17 protein-coding genes and 3 pseudogenes are annotated in these 24,094 nt (G+C 32.8%); 15 read left to right on the forward strand and 5 right to left on the reverse strand.

The features are described from left to right. The first annotated feature begins 50 nt into the window (after positions 1-50). Complete coding sequence (locus QUF93_RS01890) at positions 51-749, forward strand: CPBP family intramembrane glutamic endopeptidase (protein ID WP_289361270.1); 699 nt, start codon at positions 51-53, stop codon at positions 747-749. Positions 750-1,238: 489 nt separating this feature from the next. On the opposite strand, the gene pdxR is transcribed toward QUF93_RS01890, so the two are convergent. Continuing rightward, a complete protein-coding gene (pdxR, locus tag QUF93_RS01895) occupies positions 1,239-2,639 on the reverse strand; it encodes a MocR-like pyridoxine biosynthesis transcription factor PdxR (protein WP_289361271.1) in 1,401 nt (466 codons plus the stop codon). A gap of 131 nt (positions 2,640-2,770) precedes the next feature. Between pdxR and QUF93_RS01900 the strand changes: the two genes are divergently transcribed. Both QUF93_RS01900 and QUF93_RS01905 read left to right on the forward strand, forming a co-directional pair. Next, a complete protein-coding gene (locus QUF93_RS01900) occupies positions 2,771-3,688 on the forward strand; it encodes a DMT family transporter (protein WP_434476077.1) in 918 nt (305 codons plus the stop codon). A 57-nt stretch (positions 3,689-3,745) separates the two neighbouring features. Then, a complete protein-coding gene (locus QUF93_RS01905) occupies positions 3,746-4,453 on the forward strand; it encodes an IS6 family transposase (protein ID WP_289361273.1) in 708 nt (235 codons plus the stop codon). A gap of 82 nt (positions 4,454-4,535) precedes the next feature. On the opposite strand, the gene QUF93_RS01910 is transcribed toward QUF93_RS01905, so the two are convergent. Further along, a complete protein-coding gene (locus tag QUF93_RS01910; protein WP_289361274.1) occupies positions 4,536-5,735 on the reverse strand; it encodes a hypothetical protein in 1,200 nt (399 codons plus the stop codon). Positions 5,736-6,331: 596 nt separating this feature from the next. Between QUF93_RS01910 and QUF93_RS01915 the strand changes: the two genes are divergently transcribed. The 4 genes from QUF93_RS01915 to QUF93_RS01930 all read left to right on the forward strand — a co-directional run bounded on the left by QUF93_RS01915 (position 6,332) and on the right by QUF93_RS01930 (position 11,476). Next, on the forward strand, positions 6,332-8,545 hold the full coding sequence (locus QUF93_RS01915) for an N-acetylmuramoyl-L-alanine amidase family protein (RefSeq protein WP_289361275.1): 2,214 nt from the start codon (positions 6,332-6,334) through the stop codon (positions 8,543-8,545). 213 nt (positions 8,546-8,758) lie between these two features. Then, positions 8,759-9,070 carry a heavy metal-binding domain-containing protein gene (locus tag QUF93_RS01920; RefSeq protein ID WP_289361276.1) on the forward strand — a complete coding sequence of 104 codons (312 nt, stop codon included), beginning with the start codon at positions 8,759-8,761 and terminating at the stop codon, positions 9,068-9,070. Positions 9,071-9,543: 473 nt separating this feature from the next. Further along, positions 9,544-11,082, forward strand: coding sequence for a thiol-activated cytolysin family protein (locus QUF93_RS01925; protein WP_071744323.1), 1,539 nt, complete (start codon positions 9,544-9,546; stop codon positions 11,080-11,082). Positions 11,083-11,308: 226 nt separating this feature from the next. Then, a complete protein-coding gene (locus QUF93_RS01930) occupies positions 11,309-11,476 on the forward strand; it encodes a hypothetical protein (RefSeq protein WP_000625960.1) in 168 nt (55 codons plus the stop codon). 85 nt (positions 11,477-11,561) lie between these two features. Here QUF93_RS01930 and QUF93_RS01935 read toward each other — a convergent pair whose 3' ends face one another. After that, complete coding sequence (locus QUF93_RS01935; RefSeq protein ID WP_289361277.1) at positions 11,562-12,722, reverse strand: tyrosine-type recombinase/integrase; 1,161 nt, start codon at positions 12,720-12,722, stop codon at positions 11,562-11,564. Positions 12,723-13,082: 360 nt separating this feature from the next. Between QUF93_RS01935 and QUF93_RS01940 the strand changes: the two genes are divergently transcribed. The 3 genes and pseudogenes from QUF93_RS01940 to QUF93_RS28975 form a co-directional block, all read left to right on the forward strand. Next, positions 13,083-14,066, forward strand: coding sequence for a DNA-binding protein (locus QUF93_RS01940; RefSeq protein ID WP_289361278.1), 984 nt, complete (start codon positions 13,083-13,085; stop codon positions 14,064-14,066). A 91-nt stretch (positions 14,067-14,157) separates the two neighbouring features. Then, positions 14,158-14,283 (forward strand): annotated as a pseudogene (locus QUF93_RS01945) (recombinase family protein); the annotation flags it as partial. 586 nt (positions 14,284-14,869) lie between these two features. Then, a pseudogene (locus QUF93_RS28975) lies at positions 14,870-14,983 on the forward strand (cysteine peptidase family C39 domain-containing protein); the annotation flags it as partial. Here QUF93_RS28975 and QUF93_RS01950 read toward each other — a convergent pair. Continuing rightward, positions 14,983-15,228 (reverse strand): annotated as a pseudogene (locus QUF93_RS01950) (transposase); the annotation flags it as partial. The pseudogenes QUF93_RS28975 and QUF93_RS01950 overlap by 1 nt on opposite strands. 158 nt (positions 15,229-15,386) lie before the next feature. Between QUF93_RS01950 and QUF93_RS01955 the strand changes: the two are divergent. From QUF93_RS01955 to QUF93_RS01965, 3 genes are all read left to right on the forward strand, one after another. After that, positions 15,387-15,902 carry a hypothetical protein gene (locus tag QUF93_RS01955; protein WP_289361279.1) on the forward strand — a complete coding sequence of 172 codons (516 nt, stop codon included), beginning with the start codon at positions 15,387-15,389 and terminating at the stop codon, positions 15,900-15,902. Positions 15,903-16,519: 617 nt separating this feature from the next. Next, positions 16,520-18,193 carry a M4 family metallopeptidase gene (locus tag QUF93_RS01960; RefSeq protein ID WP_289361280.1) on the forward strand — a complete coding sequence of 558 codons (1,674 nt, stop codon included), beginning with the start codon at positions 16,520-16,522 and terminating at the stop codon, positions 18,191-18,193. Between the two features lie 173 nt (positions 18,194-18,366). Continuing rightward, positions 18,367-19,074, forward strand: a complete 708-nt coding sequence (locus QUF93_RS01965; protein ID WP_241139207.1) for an IS6 family transposase — start codon at positions 18,367-18,369, stop codon at positions 19,072-19,074. 247 nt (positions 19,075-19,321) lie between these two features. Here the strand turns inward: QUF93_RS01965 and bcaP are convergent, their stop codons facing one another. Further along, the gene (gene bcaP, locus QUF93_RS01970) at positions 19,322-20,731 is read right to left on the reverse strand and encodes a branched-chain amino acid transporter BcaP (protein ID WP_070140212.1); all 1,410 of its coding nucleotides are present in this window, start codon (positions 20,729-20,731) and stop codon (positions 19,322-19,324) included. A gap of 305 nt (positions 20,732-21,036) precedes the next feature. Between bcaP and QUF93_RS01975 the strand changes: the two genes are divergently transcribed. Continuing rightward, a complete protein-coding gene (locus QUF93_RS01975) occupies positions 21,037-21,933 on the forward strand; it encodes an Rpn family recombination-promoting nuclease/putative transposase (protein ID WP_289361281.1) in 897 nt (298 codons plus the stop codon). A 652-nt stretch (positions 21,934-22,585) separates the two neighbouring features. After that, a complete protein-coding gene (locus tag QUF93_RS01980) occupies positions 22,586-24,016 on the forward strand; it encodes an IS4 family transposase (protein WP_289375169.1) in 1,431 nt (476 codons plus the stop codon). Positions 24,017-24,094: the final 78 nt, after the last annotated feature.

Here is a 24,094-nt window from a genome sequence, read left to right on the forward strand (position 1 = left end):
TTATTAAACAAAATATTATAAATGAAAAAATTAATAGCAGGAGAACATGCATGAAGACAAAATTACAGCAAATTAAAATATCCTGGAAAGAATTTATTTTAGGAACATTGTTAGTCAACTTTATAGCAATAATAATTATAGGAATTCCATTAAAAATAACCAGTTCATTAAATTTCATTCAACAAAAATTTAACAATGATAGTCTTATCATTGTACAAAATTTTATATTTGATATTTTCTATTTATTTATATTGATTCTGTTTATACTAAAATATGCACCTTTTCAAAAAATAATTGTATCTGTATGTAATATCAAACCTTTATATTCATATCAAACATACATATATATTTTATTAATATATATGATCGATACTTTTATCGATAAAATAACAAACTCATATTCTAATTCTGCTGAAATCCAAGATAAACATTTAGGAATAGGAAATTTAGATGAGCAATCACTGACTATTAATATAATTGCTATTTTAGCAATTGCATTAATAGGACCAATTCAAGAAGAAATTATATATCGTGGGATTATACTTAAATTTTTTGAAACAAAATATTCTTTTCTAGCTGGATTAATCCTATCTAGTTTACTATTTGGAATTGCTCATAACTACGATATCGCATTTATTATTTCTGCAACAGTAACGGGAATCATGTATTCATTACTCTACAAAAAAACAAATTCCATTTTCCCTTGCATAATAACTCATATTACTTACAATCTTTCTACATTTTTATAGATTATACTAAATATAAGGTTACTGGATTTTAAATATATATCAGTAGTTGACATACCCCCACTAATCGGTATTCAATGTATCTAGAAAAAACCCCTTCAGTTTACTTGCTGAAGGGGTTTCGTATTTACATAATTTCCGTTATTGGAAGTAAAGCAAATCCCTCCTGTTCTGAGAGAGGTTTGTTTCTTACTTCTGTTTGTTATCTTCTAAAAGTTTGATAATCTGTTCATTCTGTTTAACCTGTTGCTCGGAGTTATTTCTAATCAGTCGAAGATTGTCCCAAATCAGAATGAGAAAAACAAGTAGAATCATTGCAATCAATATAGAAAGCATAATATCTCTCCCTTTTTTCTAATTGTACCATTCAGAAGAAATGATTTGATACAAAAAATGGATGTATATTCCATACATGTCAGGTCGACATAACGTAACATAAATTCAACATTAATTTGAGAAGACTCTTTAAAAAATTTATTTTTCAAATTAACTTTAATTTTTTTCAAGCCATATATTTGCTAATTTACAGATACCTTCAGTAATCTCATGTTCACTTAAGTTTCCTAAACCTAATTGAATATGTGGATATTTAGGTGCGTTTTTAACAAAATATTGAGAGCATGGATAAACAGTAACGCCATTGCTAAATGCTTTATTTATCAAATCTTTCTCGCTCATTTGAGTTTTGACTTCAATAACTACATAAATACCAGAGTAGTAACCCTTGATTTTTATATTGTTTTTAAAATGCTTATTTATCTCTTCGCATAGTACTTTTATTTTACGTTTATAAAGAGTTTTCATTTTCCTTAAATGTGCATACCAATATCCCTCTGATATAAAGTGGGCTAGCGTTCTTTGATGAACAGAAGAAGCAGTTTGTTCTAGTAAAGGCCCAATTTTCTCATACGTAGGAAGTAATCGTTTAGGTAATACCATGTAACTTACACGGATTGAGGGTAATAATGCTTTAGAAAATGTGCTTAAATACACAGTTCTATCATTAGAATCTATACTATGTAAAGAGGGGACAGGTTGATGAATATAACGAAATTCACTATCGTAATCATCCTCAATAATATATCCATTAACCTGTTCAGCCCAGTTAATGAGTTGTAACCTTTCACTAACAGGCATCGTTAATCCATATGGAAAATGATGAGTCGGTGTAACGTATACCAATCTTGTGTCTGTTGTACACAATTGATCAACGTCAAGGCCATTTTCAATAACAGATATAGGTTCAACGGAGAATGACTGTAAGGAAAAAAGCTCCCTTGCTCCATTGTAACCAGGGTCTTCTACAGCTATCCGATGAAATTCTTCTTTTAAAAGAAGGGTCAAAATCAATAACAAATGTTGTGTACTGCTACCAATCAGTATTTGCTTATTAACAGCACTTACACCTCTTGATTGAAACAGATAATCTGATATAGCTGTCCTTAACAACATGTCCCCTTGTTTTTCTCCGTAGGAATACATGATAGGATCCATTAAGACTTTATTTGTTAGGCTTCTCCACTTTGCAATAGGAAAGTTCTCCCTGTCCACCGTACCAATTTTAAAATCAATGGTTTTTCTTATATCTTTTTGTCTTCCTCTAGGAGTTACTACAGTAGGCTCATATGTAAGTACTTGATTAGACATATTTGCCTGTACAAAATAGCCCTTTTTATTTTCACTTCGTATATAACCTTCTGCTAGAAGTTGTTCATAAGCCACTTGTGTAGTATTTCTACTTACATTTAAAAGTTCTGCTAATTGTCTAATAGAAGGTAGTTTTGTATCATAGGTAATTTTTCCTGATAATATTTGTATCCGTATATAAACATATATTTGCTGATACATTGGAACGTTACCACTCTGATCTATATTAAAAATGAGTTCTTTCACTTAATACACCCCAACTGTCATTTTACATTATTATAAACTGTACCTTTTACAAATGACAGTAAGGATTAGTATTAAGTATAGGAATTCATACAATATTTTTTAAGAGGAATGATGATAAGTTGGTTAAAATTATGTATTTATTTTGTTTAATTGTTTGGGGACTTAATTTTATTGTAGTTAAGATTCAAGGTACACCAGTTAGTCTAGAACTCTCGTTATTATACCGTTTAGTTCTAACGGCAATCTTATTTTTAGTTCTCATATGGTTTATTAAACCTAATGGAAAACCTAATAGAAAAGATATTCCATTTGTCGTTTTATTTGGCATTTGCAATTTTGCATTGAGTTACCTATGTCTCTATTATGCTACTATAATGAGTTCTGCAGCAATCGTAACTTTGATTTTTTCATTGAAAGTTATTTTAACTCCAATTGCCCTTCGGATTTTTTTGAAAGAGAAGCTACATTCTCGTGTTTTAATTGGAGGAATTCTAGGAGTGCTAGGCGTATGTATTCTTATCTATCCGAATATAAACAGTTTTAAAGGATTTGATGATGTAAAAGGAATTATGATGGCTATTCTAGGTACTATTCTTACAGCGATAGGAGATGCTAGCTCTGCAAGAAATTCAAAACAAAAGGTTAATCCCGTATATGCAAATTCAATTGGCTTTACAGCAGGAAGTGTATTGATAGGAGCGATTGTATTACTTCAAGGAGAAAAACTAGTCTTTCCAACATCTATTTCATACTTATCCGCTTTACTATACTTAACCCTAATTGCTTCTTTTGCAGCATGGTTATTCTATTTGAAACTTGTAGATAGAATTGGAGGGGCAAAAAGTGGTTATATGGTAGCACTTTTTCCTGCAATTGGAGGAATAGCTTCTGTGATAATTGGCGAATCAGATTTATCGGTATATTTATTTGCTGGCTGTCTTTCAAGTTGTATTGGAGCTGCTATTGCTTTAGGATTTGGAACAAAATATCAAAATATAGAATTACGGATAAAAAAGGGTTCTGGTGCAAACACTCCAAAACGCTTGTAAGTAACCTCCTAAACTTGGACATACTGATACTAGTATTCTAAAAAGGATGTGATTGGTATGGAAAAGCAAAATCTATTCAAGTGGAAACATTATCAACCGGATATTATTTTATTAACCGTGAGATGGTACCTACGGTACAACCTCAGTTTTCGTGATTTAGTCGAAATGATGGAAGAACGCGGGCTATCCCTTGCCCATACAACTATCATGCGATGGGTTCATCAATATGGTCCCGAATTAGATAAGCGAGTACGACGTCATCTGAAGTCAACCAATGATTCTTGGCGAGTCGATGAGACGTATGTGAAAGTCAAAGGTCAATGGATGTACCTATATCGTGCTGTTGATTCAAAAGGAAATACAATTGATTTTCATTTAAGCAAAACAAGAGATCATAGGGCTGCAAAGCGTTTTTTCAAGAAAGCTTTGCGGTCTTTTCATGCTTCAAAGCCCCGTGTGATTACAGTAGACAAAAACCCAGCCTATCCTATAGCGATTGAAGAGTTGAAGAAAGAGAAAAAGATGCCTGTAGGCATCCAAATAAGGCAGGTAAAATACCTGAATAACATTGTAGAGCAAGATCATCGTTTTATTAAAAAGAGAGTTCGTTCAATGTTAGGATTGAAGTCTTTTCGTACAGCTACATCTATTCTTTCAGGAATAGAAGCGATGCATATCATTAAAAAAGGCCAACTTATTTTACGGGACAAGTCTGTCCAAAATGAAATGAAGTTTATTCATCAACTATTCGGAATGGCTGCATAAGAATAGATTCCATTAGGAATCTATATACCTCTTTCAAATAAATGCAATCTTTGCACCAGAACCGGTTATATCAACTTGCATTTTATTTGCTAGGATACCATTTAGCTAACCACTTATTCCATTTGTCTTTTTGAATATTAGTGTCAAATATAGTGTTTTTCTCGGGCTTGTCAGTAAGACGTACGGATGTATCATTAACAGATAAATATTGTCCGTGGTTGTTTTTTAAAGAGAAGATTCCAAATCCATAATCAACAAGTGTCCATACTTGTCCGTAAGCGCGAAATCCTGTAACGCCCACCTCACCATTTACAGATGTAAGATAGGTTGAATTTGCTTCTATGTAGACCTTGTTAGATCTTTTTTCAAGTGGAATAATTGTAAATATACTCCTATCTTCTGGGATCCAATTAGATGAAGTAGAAATATTCGTACTCCCCTCCCATGTTCGCAAGACGTTACCCTCGTTTCTAATTTTCACAGAAATAGAAGAACATTCTTCATTTTTATATTGTGTAACGACGGCGAGTTTATGTTTCTTTATCTCAGCAAGCTCATCAGAGGTATAATTAAAAATTCCAGATGCTTTTACTGGATTCGAAGTTATCGTTGCGAGTTTTCGCTTCTCCCCTGGTAGTGCATGAAAAAGTTTCATTAGGTCAAAAGAAGCATTACCTGGGTTTATATTTGGAAATTCCTGTTTAATATATTTTAGAGCTAAAGGACCATTCATTTGACCACTATTGTCACTTTTTAAGTAATATGTTTGCCAATTCGTCAGCGAAATACCAGTATTTCCTCCATCTAATTGTTTTTGTGTAATATAATACATATCATGTTCATATAGGTCTGAGGCATCAGGATTTAAGTCCACTATTATACCAGCTTGCTTAATCAGAAGTTGTTGACCATGTTTTATCGTTTTATATTCAACTTTCCCATCTTTATAGAAAAGTTTAATTCTCTTAGAAAAGTTTTGGTTTTTATAATAATCATACACACTAATACCAAATTCTCCTTTGTTAAAAGTAGGAGCTTTGTAAGCACGGTTTTCATTGTTAGCTGTATAATCATTTTTAGCACTTTGTTCGGATAAAAAGATAACAAAAGGCTCTTTTAAAAACGAATCATAGGTATCACCAAATGTTGTAAGCATCGTTTCTCTTGTATCAACGTCTGCTTTCGCTTTATGTTTTGTAAATGGGTTCAAGCTGAATACAATCCCCATCGCTATTCCTACAGGGGGGATTTTTTTTATACATCTCTTTATCTTTTCCTTCATGGATGTGCTCCTTACTTTCTAATTTATACTGTTTCCAACATATTTAAATTAACATCGGTAAGTTTATCTTAATTTAAATAACTCTCAAAAGTCTTTCGTAAATGTTACAAAACCCTTTCATTGCTTCTCATACAAACACTTCAGGACTCTTGCAAGTAATTTATTAAACCTGGAAATACCGATAGAAATAAAAGGATTGATACATAAGTAAACCACCGATATATCTTATTAAATTAAAAATTGAGACCCAAAAAACAAGAAAGGTTGGCATTTTGCCAGCCTTTCTTGTTTACTACTTCATTCATTTTACAAATAAAAATTTTGTTTTGGGGATACTTAAAAATCTTCGCTTAATGAGCATGGGCCCAAGCTGAAAAAATATAGACTATCGTAAAAAGTTCAGAATTTTATACGATATTAATGAAAGACTTTTGTAACATTTATGAAAGAAATTTGACAGGTTTTTAAACTAAGATGAATTTATAAATATTGATTTTATATTTTAAATCAATATACGACAGTATTTATATGTTTGTTTTTTACAGTGTTACATGTAAGCAATCTAGGCTAAATCTTACTAAGAGAGGACAACAAAAATGAAGAAAAAATTTAAAACAATTGGAATTGGAAAGAAAGTAATTCCTACTGCAGCGGCATTAGGTATTCTTTTTTCTGTCGCTCCTATTGCAGAAAACAAAGCTAGCGCAGGGATAGGTACGGTAATAGATATAAGTATTACTGTATTAGGTGCTGTAGCAAATACTTATGAAACACTTGGACTAGCCCCTGGGGATCGAGACCCAGGCACTCACATTGATGTATATGCAGAAAACGAAACTTACCAGGCTCCTACTTTTACATCTGGGGAATTTAATATTTCCATGTATCATACACAAGGTGATGTGAATTTTCTTAAACCAGTTAAAGTACGCTATCCAAATGGAAGAATTGAAACTCATCAACTAAAATCTGGGCAGCAGCTTAAAATTACTGAAGCAGGTGCAATTATAGATCTAAACCCTAATGGAGCAAATGTCTCAGAACACGATCTTCTTTACATTACACAAGCACAATTAGACGAAGGAAAGACCGGAGTTGTGATAAATCAAGGCCAACATGCATTTGTAGAAAAAGCATCTGGTAAAAACCCAAGATTTCTTGGTCCACTTTACAAAAAATATTCCGGCGACTCCTTTGGCGATTGGACGGTGATTGTTAAAAATTCAGATTACCTATTTGATCAGATAGCAAATAAATTATCAGATGAGCAAAAACGATTGATAACATTGACTTCAAAGCCAGTAGATAAAGATGTCCTTGACAACTATGTTAATAATGATCCTAAAGCTCGTGCAGATTTTTATGATCGATTATCTGATATATTGGCGGAGCGTACTAACGTCCTAGAGACATCTATGGCACTGCCATTCATTACACTAAATGACGGTAAACCTTATCAAATTATCCCTTATAAAAAAGGAACGAATAAAGTAATCGTAAAAACAGGTTCAAAATATCTTTCAGGAAAAGAAGGAAACGGACTTCAATATTCCGATTCGCTTGGCGATGATGAAGTGTTTGAACTTGTTCAGATAGGAAATTCTAACGATGGTAAATTTCAGTTCCGTTTGAATAACAAAAATGGGGTAAGTTTGGCTGGTAATCAATATATTTCTCAATTTGGTACTGATTGGAGTTTCAAATCTGAAATTCGTTTCTCTGATAAAAGCAACAATGAAATTAACAATTGGTTAATAGAGTGGTATCCGGGTAAAGAAAATGAGAGACAGAAGTATGATAAAGTACAGGCTGTAGCTGATGAAAAAGATTCTACTAAATGGATTGCAAAAGATTCCTCTGGAAACGTGATAAAGAACAGTTGGATAAACCGAGGTGATGGGTATTCCTTTACAGATGCTGAAGGAGTCATTTTGACAGGCTGGCAAGAAATTAAGGGGAAGACTTATTATTTCTCATCGCCTTATGGCTACATGGTTGCTGGAAATGCAAGTGATGCACTGATTGAGGATAAATACTACTACTTTAATGATGACGGTGTTTTACAACGATCAACCTGGGATGGAGATTCCTATGCCGATGCTTCTGGAGCAATCGTTAAAGAAGGTCTAAAAGAAGTAGATGGTAAAATTTATTACTTCCAAAATTATAATGTAAATAAAAAGGAAATACGCTTAGAAGATCAAAATAAAATTATTCACGTTTCCGACAAAGGTGTACTTGAGAGAGTTTCTGATCTAAATGGAAAAGTGATAAACAGCGTTGTTAATGTTGGGTTGGACAACAAAATATTATCATTTAAGCATGACGGTTCGCTTTATAAAACAGGGCTCAACAAAAGTGAGAACCTACTAGAATATTATAGTTTAGAAGATGGAGTTTTCTATACCGGTTGGAAAATGATAGACGGTAAAAGATATTATTTCACAAATGGTCGCAATTATACTTTCAATGCTTATGAAAACATTGACGGAAAAAAATATTATTTTCATGAAGACGGATCAGTTAACCGAGCAGGATTTGAAAAAATTGACGGTAAGCTATACCATTTTGACAATAACGGCGTAGCACAAACGGGCTGGCAAACTATCGATAATAAATATTATTACTTCGATGAGAATGGAGCAGCTAAAACAGGATGGTTCCAAGTTGGTGGTGGATATAGACCTTGGCCTCTTGCATACGGATACCTTTGGTATTGTGCTAGAGAAGATGGTTCACTTTATTCAGACGGTTGGTTTAAAATCGATGGTAAAGATTATCACTTTGACCAGTGGGGACATAAAATGTAAAGTAATAACATAAAAATAACAAGGGAATGCTTGTATGCTGATATGTACTGCATTCCCTTGTTGTATGTATGCTATATTTAGCTCGAAACGACAAAAAAACATTGTACGTTAAGGGAAAATTTCACATACAAAAAAGACGATTCAAGTATAAATGAATAATAAGATTATAAAAAACGAAAATAAATTTTTAGAGATTATAGGAGTGTGTCAGCAATGATCGTAACAACAACTAATACTATTCAGGGTAAAGAAATTATTGAGTATGTGGACATCGTAAACGGTGAAGCAATTATGGGTGCAAATATCTTACGCGACATCTTCGCTTCTGTTCGTGACGTTGTAGGTGGCCGTTCTGGTGCTTATGAAAGTAAATTAAAAGAAGCTCGTGACATTGCGATGGAAGAAATGAAACAACTTGCAACGCAAAAAGGAGCAAATGCAATTGTTGGTATCGATGTAGACTACGAAGTGGTTCGTGACGGAATGTTAATGGTTGCGGTAAGCGGTACAGCAGTACGTGTGTAAATAGATAGAATGTGGATTTTTCTATAGCTTTTATGTATTTTCTATAAATATAGATGCATTATGTTTATGAACACATCACAAAACATAAAAAAGGAAGAGAATTTTTATAATTCTCTTCCTTTTTTATTTACGAGAAATTTCATGTTCATTAGCTGTTTAGTTCATCGAAAAATGCTGTAGAATGTACCTATTCTATTATAACAGTATAAAACATGGTTTTAAGATGTAATATTGCATATCAGAATGTGTTGATATATATATAAGTACTTACTATAATGAGAGCATAAAGATAAATCACATCTTAGCAACAACAAAAGAGGAGGAAATAATATGACAATCGCAATGACAATTTTAAAATTTGTAGGTGGAGTACTCCCATTAGTTCAAGAACTTTTAAAAGCATTTATGTAAGGTCACTATTTAGCAATCATTTATAAAGCATTATCATACCTTAATACGAAAAAAGGAAGGGGTTGAATTTTTTGAAAATTATAAAAAGTGTTAAAGGAATCAAATTATTAGCATGTTTATCAATTGGCTTATGCACTATTAATTATTCTTCTATTTCCTTCGCTGAAATAAAAACAAGTAATTCAGCTGATGCAACAAAAAAAGCTATTAACATTGATACTGGCATAGGAAATCTTAAGTATAATAATCAAGAGGTTTTAGCAGTAAATGGTGATAAAGTAGAGAGTTTTGTTCCGAAAGAAAGTACAAATTCAAATGGTAAATTTGTAGTAGTGGAACGCGAGAAAAAATCACTTACAACTTCACCGGTGGATATTTCAATTATTGATTCTGTGGCTAATCGTACTTATCCAGGAGCAGTACAACTTGCAAATAAAGCTTTTGCAGATAATCAACCTAGTTTGTTAGTAGCTAAGAGAAAACCTTTGAATATTAGTATAGACTTACCTGGCATGAGAAAAGACAATACAATTACTGTTCAAAATCCTACATATGGTAATGTGTCTGGAGCAGTAGATGAATTAGTATCTACTTGGAATGAAAAATATTCAAAAACACATACGTTACCTGCAAGAATGCAATATACAGAATCTATGGTGTATAGTAAATCTCAAATAGCAAGTGCTCTTAATGTTAACGCTAAATATCTTGACAATTCACTGAACATTGATTTTAAAGCGATTGCAGATGGAGAGAAAAAAGTGATGGTTGCGGCATATAAGCAAATCTTTTATACCGTAAGTGCAGAACTACCTAACAATCCATCAGATCTTTTTGATAATAGCGTTACTTTTGATGAGCTAACTCGTAAAGGGGTAAGTAATGCGGCTCCGCCTGTTATGGTGTCAAATGTAGCTTATGGTAGAACAGTTTATGTGAAATTAGAAACATCATCTAAGAGCAAAGATGTACAAGCTGCCTTTAAAGCCTTAATTAAGGGGCAAGGCGTTGAAGCGAGTGGACAGTACAAAGATATTTTTGAAGACAGTACCTTTACCGCTGTAGTATTAGGCGGAGATGCAAAAGAGCATAACAAGGTTGTTTCAAAAGATTTTAATGAAATCCGAAATGTCATTAAAGATAATGCAGAATTAAGTTCTAAAAATCCAGCATACCCAATTTCATATACAAGCACTTTCTTAAAAGATAACGCAACTGCTGCTGTTCATAACAATACAGATTATATTGAGACTACAACTACAGAATATTCAAGTGCGAAAATGACCCTTGATCATTACGGTGCATATGTTGCTCAATTTGATGTCTCTTGGGATGAATTCTCATATGATCAAAATGGGAAAGAAGTATTAACACATAAAACTTGGGAAGGAAACAACCAAGATAAAACGGCTCATTACTCTACAGTAATACCACTTCCACCGAATTCAAAAAATGTAAAAGTCGTAGCGAGAGAATGTACAGGTCTTGCATGGGAATGGTGGAGAACAATTATTAATGAACAAAATGTTCCATTAACAAATGAAATAAAAGTTTCAATTGGAGGAACGACATTATACCCAAGTGCTAATATTAGTCATTAGGTAGAAGTGAAGCACCCTGTAAACAGGGTGCTTTTTTACTTGGTCACAAGTTATCGGGATCTTTTTCAAATATAGCATACTCATCAGATGGCGATGGAGTGTAACCACATTTAGAAAACTTTGCAACAGAACATCCACTTGCTTACTTATTTTACATCTTTTGAGAATATATCCACACCTATCGGCATATATCTTAAACACAATAGATATGTGAAAGGGTGAGAGTATGATTTCATCATATTCAGTAAGATACATTTTAATAACAGGTAATACTTTTATAAAAAAAGTAATCACTGTATATGCATCTTCTGCATTCTTTGCCATTGAAAAAATCAAAAAAGAATTAGAACGCCGTTTTTCTAATCCTACAAAAATTGAAGTCTATGCAGTATAAATATTTAAAACCATTTAAACACAAGGTGAAACCAATATCGGTTTCACCTTGTCCTATTTTAAATTTATTGTATATTAATTACACATTAAAATTCATCATCACCAATTAAATTTCCTGCATCATTATCTTTAGTAAGTCTTTGCTTTAAGTAATTTTCTTTTGTAGTTCTATCATTTTTATGACCTACTGCAGCCGCTATTACATGAGGTGCTAGTCCTTTGTAGTCGTATAAGTACTGCACATAAAAATGTCTAAAAAAGTGGGGAGTGATTCGTATATTCTCCGTAAAGGGTAACTTTGTATCCTTAATGATTTTAGAAATATATTGTGATAAATAATTTTCTTTATACGCAGTATGATTCTTTGTTTGAAATATAGTCTCACCATTTTTATTTCCAATGTCCACAGGTAATCGTCTCCGGATTCGAAACGCAACAATACGATTAAAAATCTCCTTATTAATAGAAACAATCCGTTCATTATCTCCCTTTGTATCAACTATTAAATAGTAACGTCCACGTATAGCGTCATATTCAAGGTCTTTCCACATTGCGTGCGCTACTTCTGCAACACGTAATCCTGTAGTAGCCAGAACCGATAGTAAAGCATAATTGATTTCATTATCCTTATAGTAATGAAGCAATTGCTTCACTTCATCATATGATAACTCGCGTTTTGGTTTATGTTGTTTATTAACGGTAGTACTTAGAATTTCCACATGAAGAGGTTCCTGGATATATTGAATTTCATATAGCCATTTCAAATACGAACGGACCACACCAAGTTTCCGACTAATCGTAGATGCTTTGTATTTTTCTTTTGATTGATAGGAGATTGCCTCCTGGGATAGCCATTTTTGATAGTTACGTATATGTCGCTTTCTTAAGTTCCTCCAAACTTGGCCGACTACATAATCTTTAACATCTTGCTGCAGAAACTCTGTGCTTTGCTTAATAAAAAAATAAAATTGACTTAGATCACGAGCATATAGAGTCCTGGATGCATCCTTTATACGTTTTTCTTGGTCAAAATGTGTTTGCCGATTTAAATAGTAATACAATATTTCTTCATCTGAAAATCCCTCATATGTATATGAATCTTCTCTTTCGTTATTTTCCTTTTTAAATTCAGCTTCATTTATATAATCTTGATTCCATATCGCAATTATGTTTGAGAAATTTTGTTTTTGTTTCTCTATATTTTCTAAATAAGTTTCACTATGAATTGTATTTAATTTAAATTCCATTGTTACCCAACTCCATATTAATTTCTTTTATATCTAATATTATAACTGAATTACATTCAAAGTTATTTACATAGTAAAATTAAATTTAATAAAAATGAAAGTAATGGATAAGTATAGAAAATGTTCTATTTTCTATGGTTATTATCAAATTCTTTTTATAAATTATCTTTTATATAATTTATAATTATACAAAAGATAATTTAATTAGAAAGTGAATTTTAATTTCATATAAGTTTAAAAATAAATTAAGTTATGATTGTGTTATAATTAAATTTACATTATATATTTTTATCAATTTAACTTTACATAATAAAATTATTGATTTCACATAACAGAAGTTTACACATAGGAGGAAAAGGTATGTTTGAAAGACAGGAAATAAATATGAATACGAATGAAGTAAAAGCTTATTTAGGAATTAGTAGCTTCATTTTTAATACTTTTATGAAACAAGGACAATTAAATCCAATTAATCGAGAGACCTGGCGCTTAGATGGTAGCTTTTTATTTAAGCGAGAAGACATAGAAAAACTCAAAAAAGATCGTGAAACAGAAGGAATTACCTTATATCAGGCAGCAAAAGATTATAATGTGAGCATGTATCAACTTGAAAAGTGGATAGAAGAAGGAGTATTGACTTGTACTATACAGAAACATCGTAATCGTGAGACTAAATTTGTAAATGAGGAAGAAATAAACGGATTGGTACAGCAATTGGATCAGGCCAATACGCTGTATACATTCTCACAAAAATATAATGTAGTATTGTTCCAAAAATTTATGGAAGGTAATAAATTAGCACGCATTATATCCATTCCGAAGCGCGGGGATATTGTGCTTATTGATGAGTTTGGAAACAATATGACACTAGAAGATTCAATTAAAATGGGGTATAAGCCTGCATATATTTTATCTGATAAACCAAGAAGTCATCACCAAAAGTTTGTAAAGTTTCGTTTTCCTAAATCAAATCAATTGCGAAGTAACATTTTTCACATAATTGACTTAGTACTACAGTATGTATCACCAAGAAATATTAAGATTTCTGAGGAAGATGGTTTTTGGTATTTTGATGTTCGTCAATCCATTATTCAATTACCAATGCAAATGCAGGTAGAATGGATTGATTGTTTAACCCCATATATAATAGAAGGAAAATTAACAAGACGTGTTAATAATAGCGTGTATTTAGACAGCAGTAGTGTTACTAAGGCAGTAACGATAACAAGCAGTGAATACCATGCAATCACAAACATTGTAAAAGAAACGAACAGTTCTATTGAAGAATTTATTGCATCCGCTATTCGTGAAAAGATTTATGATTATCAAGCGTCAGACAACTAAATTATAAAAATAAAGAAAAGACGCTTTAAAGCGTCTTTTCTTTAGGTAGATTTAATCTGAGTTAATAAAAAATTCTTATGCAATAATATAAATAGAAGAAACTTTTCCAAAGTAGAAAAATAGAGACATAACTGGATTTCAATTTATGAAACTATTAGAACTGAAGAAAAATACTTTTTATAAAATAGTGAAAGAATATAAAGAAAACACATTATAACCTAAATACAGCAAAAGAGCCAAATATTCCTTAAAGTAGGAAATCTAGCTCTTTTTATGTCGAATTTTAATTCAGCTATATTTTCACTAATGTGTAAACGATACCTCTAATTCAATCACTTTTTGTGTTTATCATACTTGTCTATTAAATTTGATATTGTATCAACAATAAAGATTATAACAAAGCTTATTAATGATAGTACAAGTAAATTTTTTAAAGCAGTGATTAAATCTCTATCCTCAAAGAATTTAAATAAAACTGTTGGGAAGATAAATATAAAGAGGAACAGGAATTTTTTTCTTAATGGTGATTTACTATTAATGATAAATATCCCTCCTTTTTCAATCATATAGCTAGATAAACAGATTAGTCATTTAATTCATTATTCATTTTTAAGATTTATTAGCATTTGTCTTATTTAATAATTTTAGATCCCTTTATATGATTTAATCACTTTATATGATATCTTAAATATAATGATTGTTATATCTAAGATATCATAAGTTTCCCCAAAAAAGGATTTAATATGTAAAATTGCATATTACACCCTTTCTTTCATGCATTTATATATAGTCAAATTATATATATAAATGTAAAGAAAAAAGGCACTTGTATTAAACAAAAGGACTAAAAAGATTGTGGGCCAGCATGTCTTGCAATGATTTCTCGTTATTATGGTTTTACTATGTCTATATCAAAAACATCGATTTGTATGTATTCTGATTGTTTCTTAATTGCACCATTTTTAAAGTATTCTGGGTCTGGATTTTTCACATATACATTCGTATTTAATTTTAAACGAGAAATATAGTATGTACCTCGTTGTTCCATTCGATCTAAGTCTTCCAATGAAAAATAACCCAAATCACGAATACATAAATCTCCTGGTCGTAAGGTATCTAAGCACTCCGTACCAAATGTTTTGTCATTATTTTTTCCTGGCCCTGTTAAGAGATAATAAATTTGTTTAATTTACAATAAAGTCCTTTGAAAAATAATAAAGTTGTTTAATTCTTCTTGAACTAACGGTGCAGGATAGTTGAAGAAGGATGATGATATAATTAAGGGGAATTTACTTTATTTTATAATTTATGAGGTGGAAAATGGACTCTTTAGAATTAAACAAATCTAAATATATTGTCTCTAATATCAAAAACATTTTGCATAAAAAGCTTATACTTGATAAACCGTTAACTAAAGATGAGGTGAAAAAATTAAACCTAGTTAATCCCACTGTATACGAAAATGAGAAGTATCTCATTCAAGAACGGTGGTTTTATAGTATTAATATTGGAGAATGGGAAGATGTGGAGATTTTTATTCAAGGGAATAATGAAAATCCCAATGTGGAGATTATCGAAATGGCAGAAAAAATATTCGATGAACTCCATCTACATATAAGCAGTGCATTAAAATATTTACAGAAATTCTTCCCTAATCAAGAAATGAAGAACTACTATCTATCCACAATATATTTTGGAAAGATGGTTAATTTTGACGATTATATATTTTCAGGGTTTAGTTTAGCTTTTATTTTTGATGGTCACTTTGAGTTTCAGTATAAAGTAAAGTTTAAAGAGGATGGATGGCCTATTGGTTTTGAAGGTGGGCCACTTTAATAATCATAGATAATTTTTTCTTATTGAACTAACGGGTGCTTTAGTTGAACAAGATTTAAACAACTTTATTATTGATTTTTGCCTACAAACACATTTAAATGATTAGAAATTAAACAACTTTAAAGAGCCTTACTACAATATGATTTGTAGCGAGGCTCTTATATTTTTAGATCAGAATTAAATAACTTTATTATCACTTTACAGGTCCAACTTGAAAGTTAAGAAATTCTCCTTTTCCATACTGATCACACACCTTTTATAGAGTAGTACTATCAGTATTTCCAAGTTTGATAGACCATTTTCATATACTTCAAAGTTTTGGCACCAGAACTATAAATACAGTCTTTGCACCAAAACCTTATATAGCATGTTGCTCTCTTTTTTTATTGTATGAGAATATAAGTACTCAAGTCATGCCACCTTTCCCCCTAAATTCCTCTATCCATAAATCATTATAAAAAAGGATGTTTCTATAATAAGAAATAGAAAGAAAATTAAAAGTATCAGAATTTTTAAAAATGCAATTTTGCATTAATAATAACAAGATAACGTTTTTTTGTATAATTCTTTAATAAGATGCATCTTTATTATACATAGTATTGAGAGGAGAAATAAAAATGAAGAAATCCGTCGTTACATTACTAGCAACCGGAATGGTTTTAGGGGCTCCATTTTCAAATGCCTTTGCAGAAGAACAAGTATCGCAGCAAGAAGCTTTGGACAAAATGGAAGTCGTTCAAAAAAAGTGGAATGATGAACAAGGAAATCCATCTTTCCTTTCAGGGAAATTATCCGATAAAAAAGTAGATTCAGAAAAAGAGGTAAAATCGTTCCTTGAAGAAAATAAGGAATTATTTAAAATCAACCCACAAACTGACTTAACACTGAAAGAAGTAAAGTCAGATGATTTAGGAATGAAACATTATGTGTACATTCAATCTATTAATAAAGTTCCAGTTGATGGTGCACGTTTCATTGTTCATACAAATCGTGAGGGCAAAGTAACAACGGTAAACGGAGACGTACATCCCGCTGCCGCTGACCGTTTGAAAGGAAATACAAAGGCAAAGATTTCAAATGAAACTGCCCTTTTAAATGCATGGAAACATATTAATCTAGCAAAAAAAGATACATTTGTAGAAACAAGTGGCACTCCGTTAGAACAAATGAAAGAAACCGCAAAATCTACAAATGAAAAAGCTGATTTAGTTGTTTATGAAAAAGACGGAAATTATTACTTGGCTTATAAAGTACAATTACAATTCATTAAACCTTATGGAGCAAACTGGAAAATCTATGTAAACGCAGAAGATGGAACAATTGTAAATTCATATAATGCAGTTACAGATGCAGATACTCCGCAAAAAGGCTACGGCAACGGCGTATTGGGGGAGCGAAAAAGCCTGAATACAACTTATAGCAGTCAATCTGGAAAATACTATTTAAAAGACACAACAAAACCGATGAATGGTGGCGTTATTGAGACAACTACAACTAATCATGGCACTGATTGGCAAAATCCAAGTAATTACTATCTATTCGATACAGATAATGCTTGGATAGATAAGAGCCAAGCTCCTGCAGTTGATGCTCATTTTAATGCAGGAAAAGTATATGATTATTATAAAAATGTTCATAACCGTAACAGTTTTGATGGAAAAGGTGCAACGATTCGTTCTGGAATTAATTTCGGGACCAACTACAATAATGCATTCTGGAATGGACAACAAATGGTATATGGTGATGGCGATGGTTTTCAATTCGCACCGCTGTCAGGTTCTCTTGATGTTGTTGCACACGAACTAACACATGCGGTAACTGACAAGTCAGCTGAGCTTGAATACCTAAATCAATCCGGGGCACTAAATGAATCTTTTTCTGATGTATTTGGATATTTCGTTGATCCAGCCAACTGGGATTTAGGAGAAGCTGTAACTACGCCAAAAGTTGCAGGAGATGCACTTCGCAGCTTATCAAATCCTGAAAAGTATGGCCAACCTGCTCATATGAATGACTATCAATATTTACCACCAACAGAAGAAGGAGACAATGGCGGCGTACATATCAATAGCGGTATTCCAAATAAAGCTGCTTATTTAACAATCAATGCTATTGGTAAGGAAAAAGCAGAAAAAATCTACTACCGTGCTTTAACAACGTACCTTACACCAACTAGTGATTTCAGCAAGGTACGTGCTGCATTATTACAATCTGTTGCTGATTACGATGGCGTTAATAGCGCGACATATCAAGCTGTGCAAAAAGCTTGGAATGACGTAGGAGTAAAATAATAGTTTCATTGATAGAAAAGTGTAAAAGGACACGCTTGATAGGACTATCTGACGAGAGTGTCCTTTTTTCACTGTATTTTTGGTTCTGGTGCGAAAACTTCAAGATAATTGCAGGTAATCTCTAAATCTTGGACATACTGATACTATTACTCTAAAAAAGGTGCGTGATCAGTATGGAAAAGCGAAATTTATTCAAGTGGAAACATTATCATCATGATATTATTTTGCAAACAGTAAGATGGTACCTACGGTACAACCTGAGCTTTCGTGATTTGGTGGAAATGATGGAGGAACGGGGCTTATCCGTTGCTCATACAACGATTATGCGTTGGGTTCATCAGTATGGTCCTGAATTAGACAAAAGAATCCGTCGTCATCTCAAGCAAACCAATGACTCTTGGAGAGTCGATGAAACATATATCAAAGTAAAAAGTCAATGGATGTACCTGTATCGTGCTGTCGATTCGAAAGGAAATACCATCGATTTTTACCTAAGCAAAGCAAGAAACCACAAGGCTGCAAAGCGATTCTTCAAGAAAGCTTTGCAGTCTTTTCATATTTCTGAGCCTCGTGTCGTGACAGTCGATAAGAATCCAGCTTATCCTATAGCAGTTGAAGAATTGAGAAAAGAAAAAAAGATGCCATTAGGCATCCAACTAAGGCAAGTGAAATATCTCAATAACATAGTGGAACAAGATCATCGGTTTATTAAAAAGCGGGTTCGTTCGATGTTAGGATTGAAATCCTTTCGCACAGCTACATCCATTCTTTCTGGAATAGAAGCTATGCATATGGTGAAAAAAGGGCAACTTGTTTTATTGGACAAGTCTGTCCAAAATCAAGTGAAGTTCATCCATCAACTATTTGGAATTGCTGCTTAAGACTAGATTTCACTAGGAAACTTTTCGCATCTTTATATCTTTCCTAAGTATTTGCACCAGAACCGGGAAAAGTCTGTCCAAAATCAAAAAGAATTTATTCATAAATTGTTTGGACTAGCTTCATAAGCTAGCAATTTAAAGGAAATTGACACTCTATGTTTCTATCGAGTATTTTTTGCACCAGAACCTTATTTTTTGTACCAGAACGGAAAAAAGCTGCTGTCCTAATGGGACAACAGCTTTTTCATTATGCTACGTCTTCTTTTTGTTCCTTTTGTAGTGTACTATTTTTATAACCGTAACTGAAGTAGACAACAAGTCCAATTACAAGCCATATTGCAAAGCCAATCCATGTTGTTGCTGGGAGTTGTAATGCTAAGTATCCACAGAATAGAACAGCTAAAGCAGGAATCCATGGTACCAAAGGTACTTTAAAAGCACGCGGTAATTCTGGTTGTTTTTTGCGTAAAATAATTACTCCAATTGATACAACGATGAATGCGAATAATGTACCGATATTTGTTAATTCTGCTAGTTTACTTAAAGGAACAAAACCAGCAAAGAAAGCAACCATAGTGGCAGTAATCCAACTATTGATAACAGGTGTTTTTGTTTTTTTATTTACGCGAGAAAGTGCTTTTGGTAGTAAGCCATCGCGGCTAATTGCGTAAAATAATCTTGTTTGTCCATATAACATAACAAGTAATACAGTTGTAATTCCAGTAATCGCTCCTAAAGAAATGAAACCAGCAACCCAATCTTGTTGAATGTATTGTAGTGCAAATGCAACAGGGTTTTTCACACCTAACTGATCATAAGGTACAATCCCAGTTAAAACTAATGAAACAACGATATATAGAATCGTACAAATTGTTAAAGAAGCAATAATGCCGATTGGCATGTTACGCTGTGGATTTTTGACTTCTTCAGCAGCTGTTGATACAGCATCAAATCCGATGTAAGCAAAGAATACAGTTGCAGCCCCAGTTGTTACGCCAGAGAAGCCGAACGGCATAAAGGGTGTCCAGTTTTCAGGCTTTACATAGAAAGCACCAACGCCGATAAATAGTAAGACAACAAAAAGTTTGATAGCTACCATGATAGCGTTAAAACGCGCTGATTTTTTTGCTCCTCTTGTTAATAACAACGTCATTAGAAAAATGATACAGATTGCTGGTAAGTCTACATATGTTCCCGCTTCAGGATTATATGCGCTTGTTAAAGCCGTAGGTAATGTAATCCCAAATCCACTTAATAGACCTTGTAAATACCCTGACCAACCAGATGCAACAGCTGAGGAAGCTAATCCATATTCTAAAATTAAATCCCAACCTAAAATCCAAGCGATTAATTCTCCAAATGTTGCATAGCTATAAGTGTACGCACTACCGGATACCGGTACAGTTGATGCAAATTCAGAATAACATAAGGCTGCAAATACACAGGCTAAACCGGATAAAATAAACGACAAAACAAGTGCGGGTCCTGCGTGTTCTGCTGCGGCAACACCGGTAAGAACGAAAATCCCAGTTCCGATGATAGCGCCGACCCCGAGCATAGTAAGATCAAATGCACCGAGTTCTTTTTTTAAAGATGCTCCTTTTTGTTCTGACTGTGCTAATAATGCTGAAATAGATTTTTTTCGAAATAGATTCATATAGATACCTCACTTCTAGTTGTTTTAATATTCTGAAAAATAATATCATTTTGTCGTATAATGTCGAATCTTTGTAATTCGTATTTTAATTCAAATAAATATTTTTGTAAATATTTATTTTCGGAAAATTAAATATTTTAAGTGTACCTTTATTTCTTTTCACTTAATCTCTCTGTTCCAAATGTATTCCTTTAAGAGAAAGACCTATATCTCTATATAAATCATAGGGGGATTGTTTGCATATTGACTTTAGTTTTATGTACAATAAAGGTAAAGATATAGTCTGAAACAGGAAGAGGAAAACCATGTCCAATTCATTAGTAAATTTACGTATCGATTTTGCATTTAAGCAGTTATTTGGCACAAATGGGAATGAAGATATTTTAGTTGCCTTTTTAAATGCCATATTAAAAGATTCTTTAGAATCACCTATTGTTGCCCTACAATTAGAAGATCCACATTTGCATCGAGAATATGAAGAAGATAAATTATCAATTTTAGATATTTCGGCTACATTAAATACAGGAACAAAGGTAAATGTAGAAATACAATTGAACAACAATCACGATATGATCAAACGAAGCTTGTATTATTGGGGAAGGTTATACACCTCTCAATTGCAAAAAGGAATGCCTTATAGCTCACTTCATAAAACAATTACCATAAACTTGTTAAACTTCGTGATGTTTCCAGAATATGAAGTGTTTCATACAACAGGAATCCTTTGGAATCAGCAACAACAAAAGTTATTAAGTGACGATATCGAAGTTCATATTGTAGAGATTCCAAAGTTACTACAGCAATGGCGCGAAGAGAAAGTTAATCCGTGGGAAGATTCGTTTGTTCGTTGGTTATTATTATTACCAGCGAATGAAGATGAGTATCTCACACAAACATTGGAGGACATTGCCATGAACCAAGATCCGATTTTACAAAAAGCAATGAATAAGTGGGAACGTATGAGTCAAGATTCTTCTTTCCGTCAAGCATATGAAGCAAGAGAAAAGGCCTTAATGGATGAGGCTGCAAAGTTTGCTCATGCTCGTAATGAGGGGAAAAAAGAAGGCATTCAAGAAGGGGTTCAGCAAGGAAAAATACAGATGATTAAAGGTATGCATGAACTTGGTGTACCACTTGAAACGATTGCTAAAGCCAGTAAATTAGGCATAAATGAGGTTAAACGTATTTTAGAACAAGAATAATCAGCTCAAAAAAAGAACCAATTAATTTGGTTCTTTTTTGAGCAATTTGTCAACTAGGGGTAACACCACATCGCTATCAAGCTAAGCTTATGAAGTCCCCCCTAAACAAAATTTTTTATCTCTCTACAATTATTTATGACCATTCAGCTCATTTTTTCGTTTTGGGGAACAATCAATTTTTTAATTTGATAGCGATGTGATGATACCCCTAATAACCAACATGTTTATAATTCTTTTTTGTTTTTCTTATCTGAATTTTTCTTTATAAAATTCATTATTACAACAAATATCAGAAATAGGGCTATGCAAGAGAGTATTACAGTGTATTTAGTTGAAAGGTAATCAGTTATCATTTTTAATCTCCTATTCTACATGAAAAATTAGTATTAAAAGTATTATTTTACTAAATTATAATATTATTTTTGAAATTTATATATATCAAGACATACGATTTAAAGCAATTTTAATAAAAACTTTATTTGAAAGGAAAATGGTTAGGATGTGAGTTCAATATGATTCGAAGGGGGAGAATGAAGTACCATCACGACTTTCACCGAAATCACAAGAAGTCATACAAGGAATAGCACTACCCATAAAGTAAAAAAGACGTTATCCTTTCTGTAGAATCATAGGAAAGGATGGCGTTTTTTGTATGTCTATTTCTATATCTGATGAACTACAACTATTTGCTCAAGAGATTCAAAGCTTTTTATCTCCAAATATCTTACGCGATCTTGCTAGAGATGTTGGTTTCGTACAACGAACCAGTAAATACCAAGCAAAAGATTTAGTCGCTTTATGTGTATGGATGAGCCAAAATGTCGCTACAACTTCTTTAACTCAATTATCTAGCTGTTTGGAAGCATCAACAGAAGTACTCATCAGTCCTGAGGGACTGAATCAACGGTTTAATAAGACGGCCGTCCTACTTTTACAACAGCTACTAGCCGAACTATTAAGCAAAAAAATGGCCGCATCTATGCCGATTTCTTCTCCATACACTTCTGTTTTCAAGCGTATTCGTATTTTAGATTCAACTGCATTTCAACTCCCGGATGTATTTTCATCGGTTTATCCAGGTGCAGGAGGATGCAGCCATACAGCTGGGATAAAAATTCAACTTGAGTATGATTTGTTAAGTGGACAGTTCCTACATATTCATACAGGTCCAGGTAAACAACATGATCGCACTTACGGCTCGCTGTGTGCTCCAACTGTAACAGCGAATGATTTATGTATCCGAGATTTAGGTTATTTTCATTTAAAAGACCTTCAATATATACAAGATAAAGAGGCCTACTATATCTCTCGTATCAAGTCGAATACACGTATGTATCAAAAAAATCCTAACCCTGATTATTTTCAAGATGGAAGAATTAAGAAAGGTACAGAGTATATACAGATAGATATGGAAACGTTAATGAACTCTCTTCAACCAGGACAAACATGTGAAATAGCTGATGCTTATGTAGGAATGATTGATAAAGTGCCAGCTCGTGTAATTGTTCATCGATTAACAAAACAACAGCAACAAAAACGATTACAAGATCAAGCTGTAAGAGAAAAAAAGAAAGGAATGAAGTATTCTCCTCGTAGTAAACGACTCAGTGGTATCAACGTATATATGACAAACACCCCTACAGATATTGTCCCGATGGGACAGGTACATGACTGGTATTCTTTGCGTTGGCAAATCGAAATTTTATTTAAAACGTGGAAGTCATTCTTTCAAATTCATCATTGTAAAAAGATAAAACCAGAACGATTGGAGTGCCATCTATATGGTCAGTTGATTGCCATTCTACTCTGTTCTTCTATCATGTTTCAGATGCGCCAATTGCTCCTCATGAAGAAAAAACGAGAGCTTAGTGAGTATAAAGCCATATATATGATTAAAGACTATTTTCTTCTTCTATTCCAAACTATACAAAAAAACATCCAAGAGTTATCAAAGGTGTTACTTCGCCTGTTCAATCTCCTACAGCAAAACGGGCGGAAATCTCATCGATATGAGAAAAAAACGGTCTTTGATATATTAGGTGTCGTTTACAATTGTACCCTGTCTTATAATCAAGCCGCTTAATTCAAAAAAATGAAACCCGCTAGGGTTTATTTCGTATGCAAATCTTTCAATCAACTACACTTGCCCTTTAGAAAAAAG

Source organism: Bacillus hominis, from assembly GCF_030348325.1.
GTDB lineage: Bacteria > Bacillota > Bacilli > Bacillales > Bacillaceae_G > Bacillus_A > Bacillus_A hominis.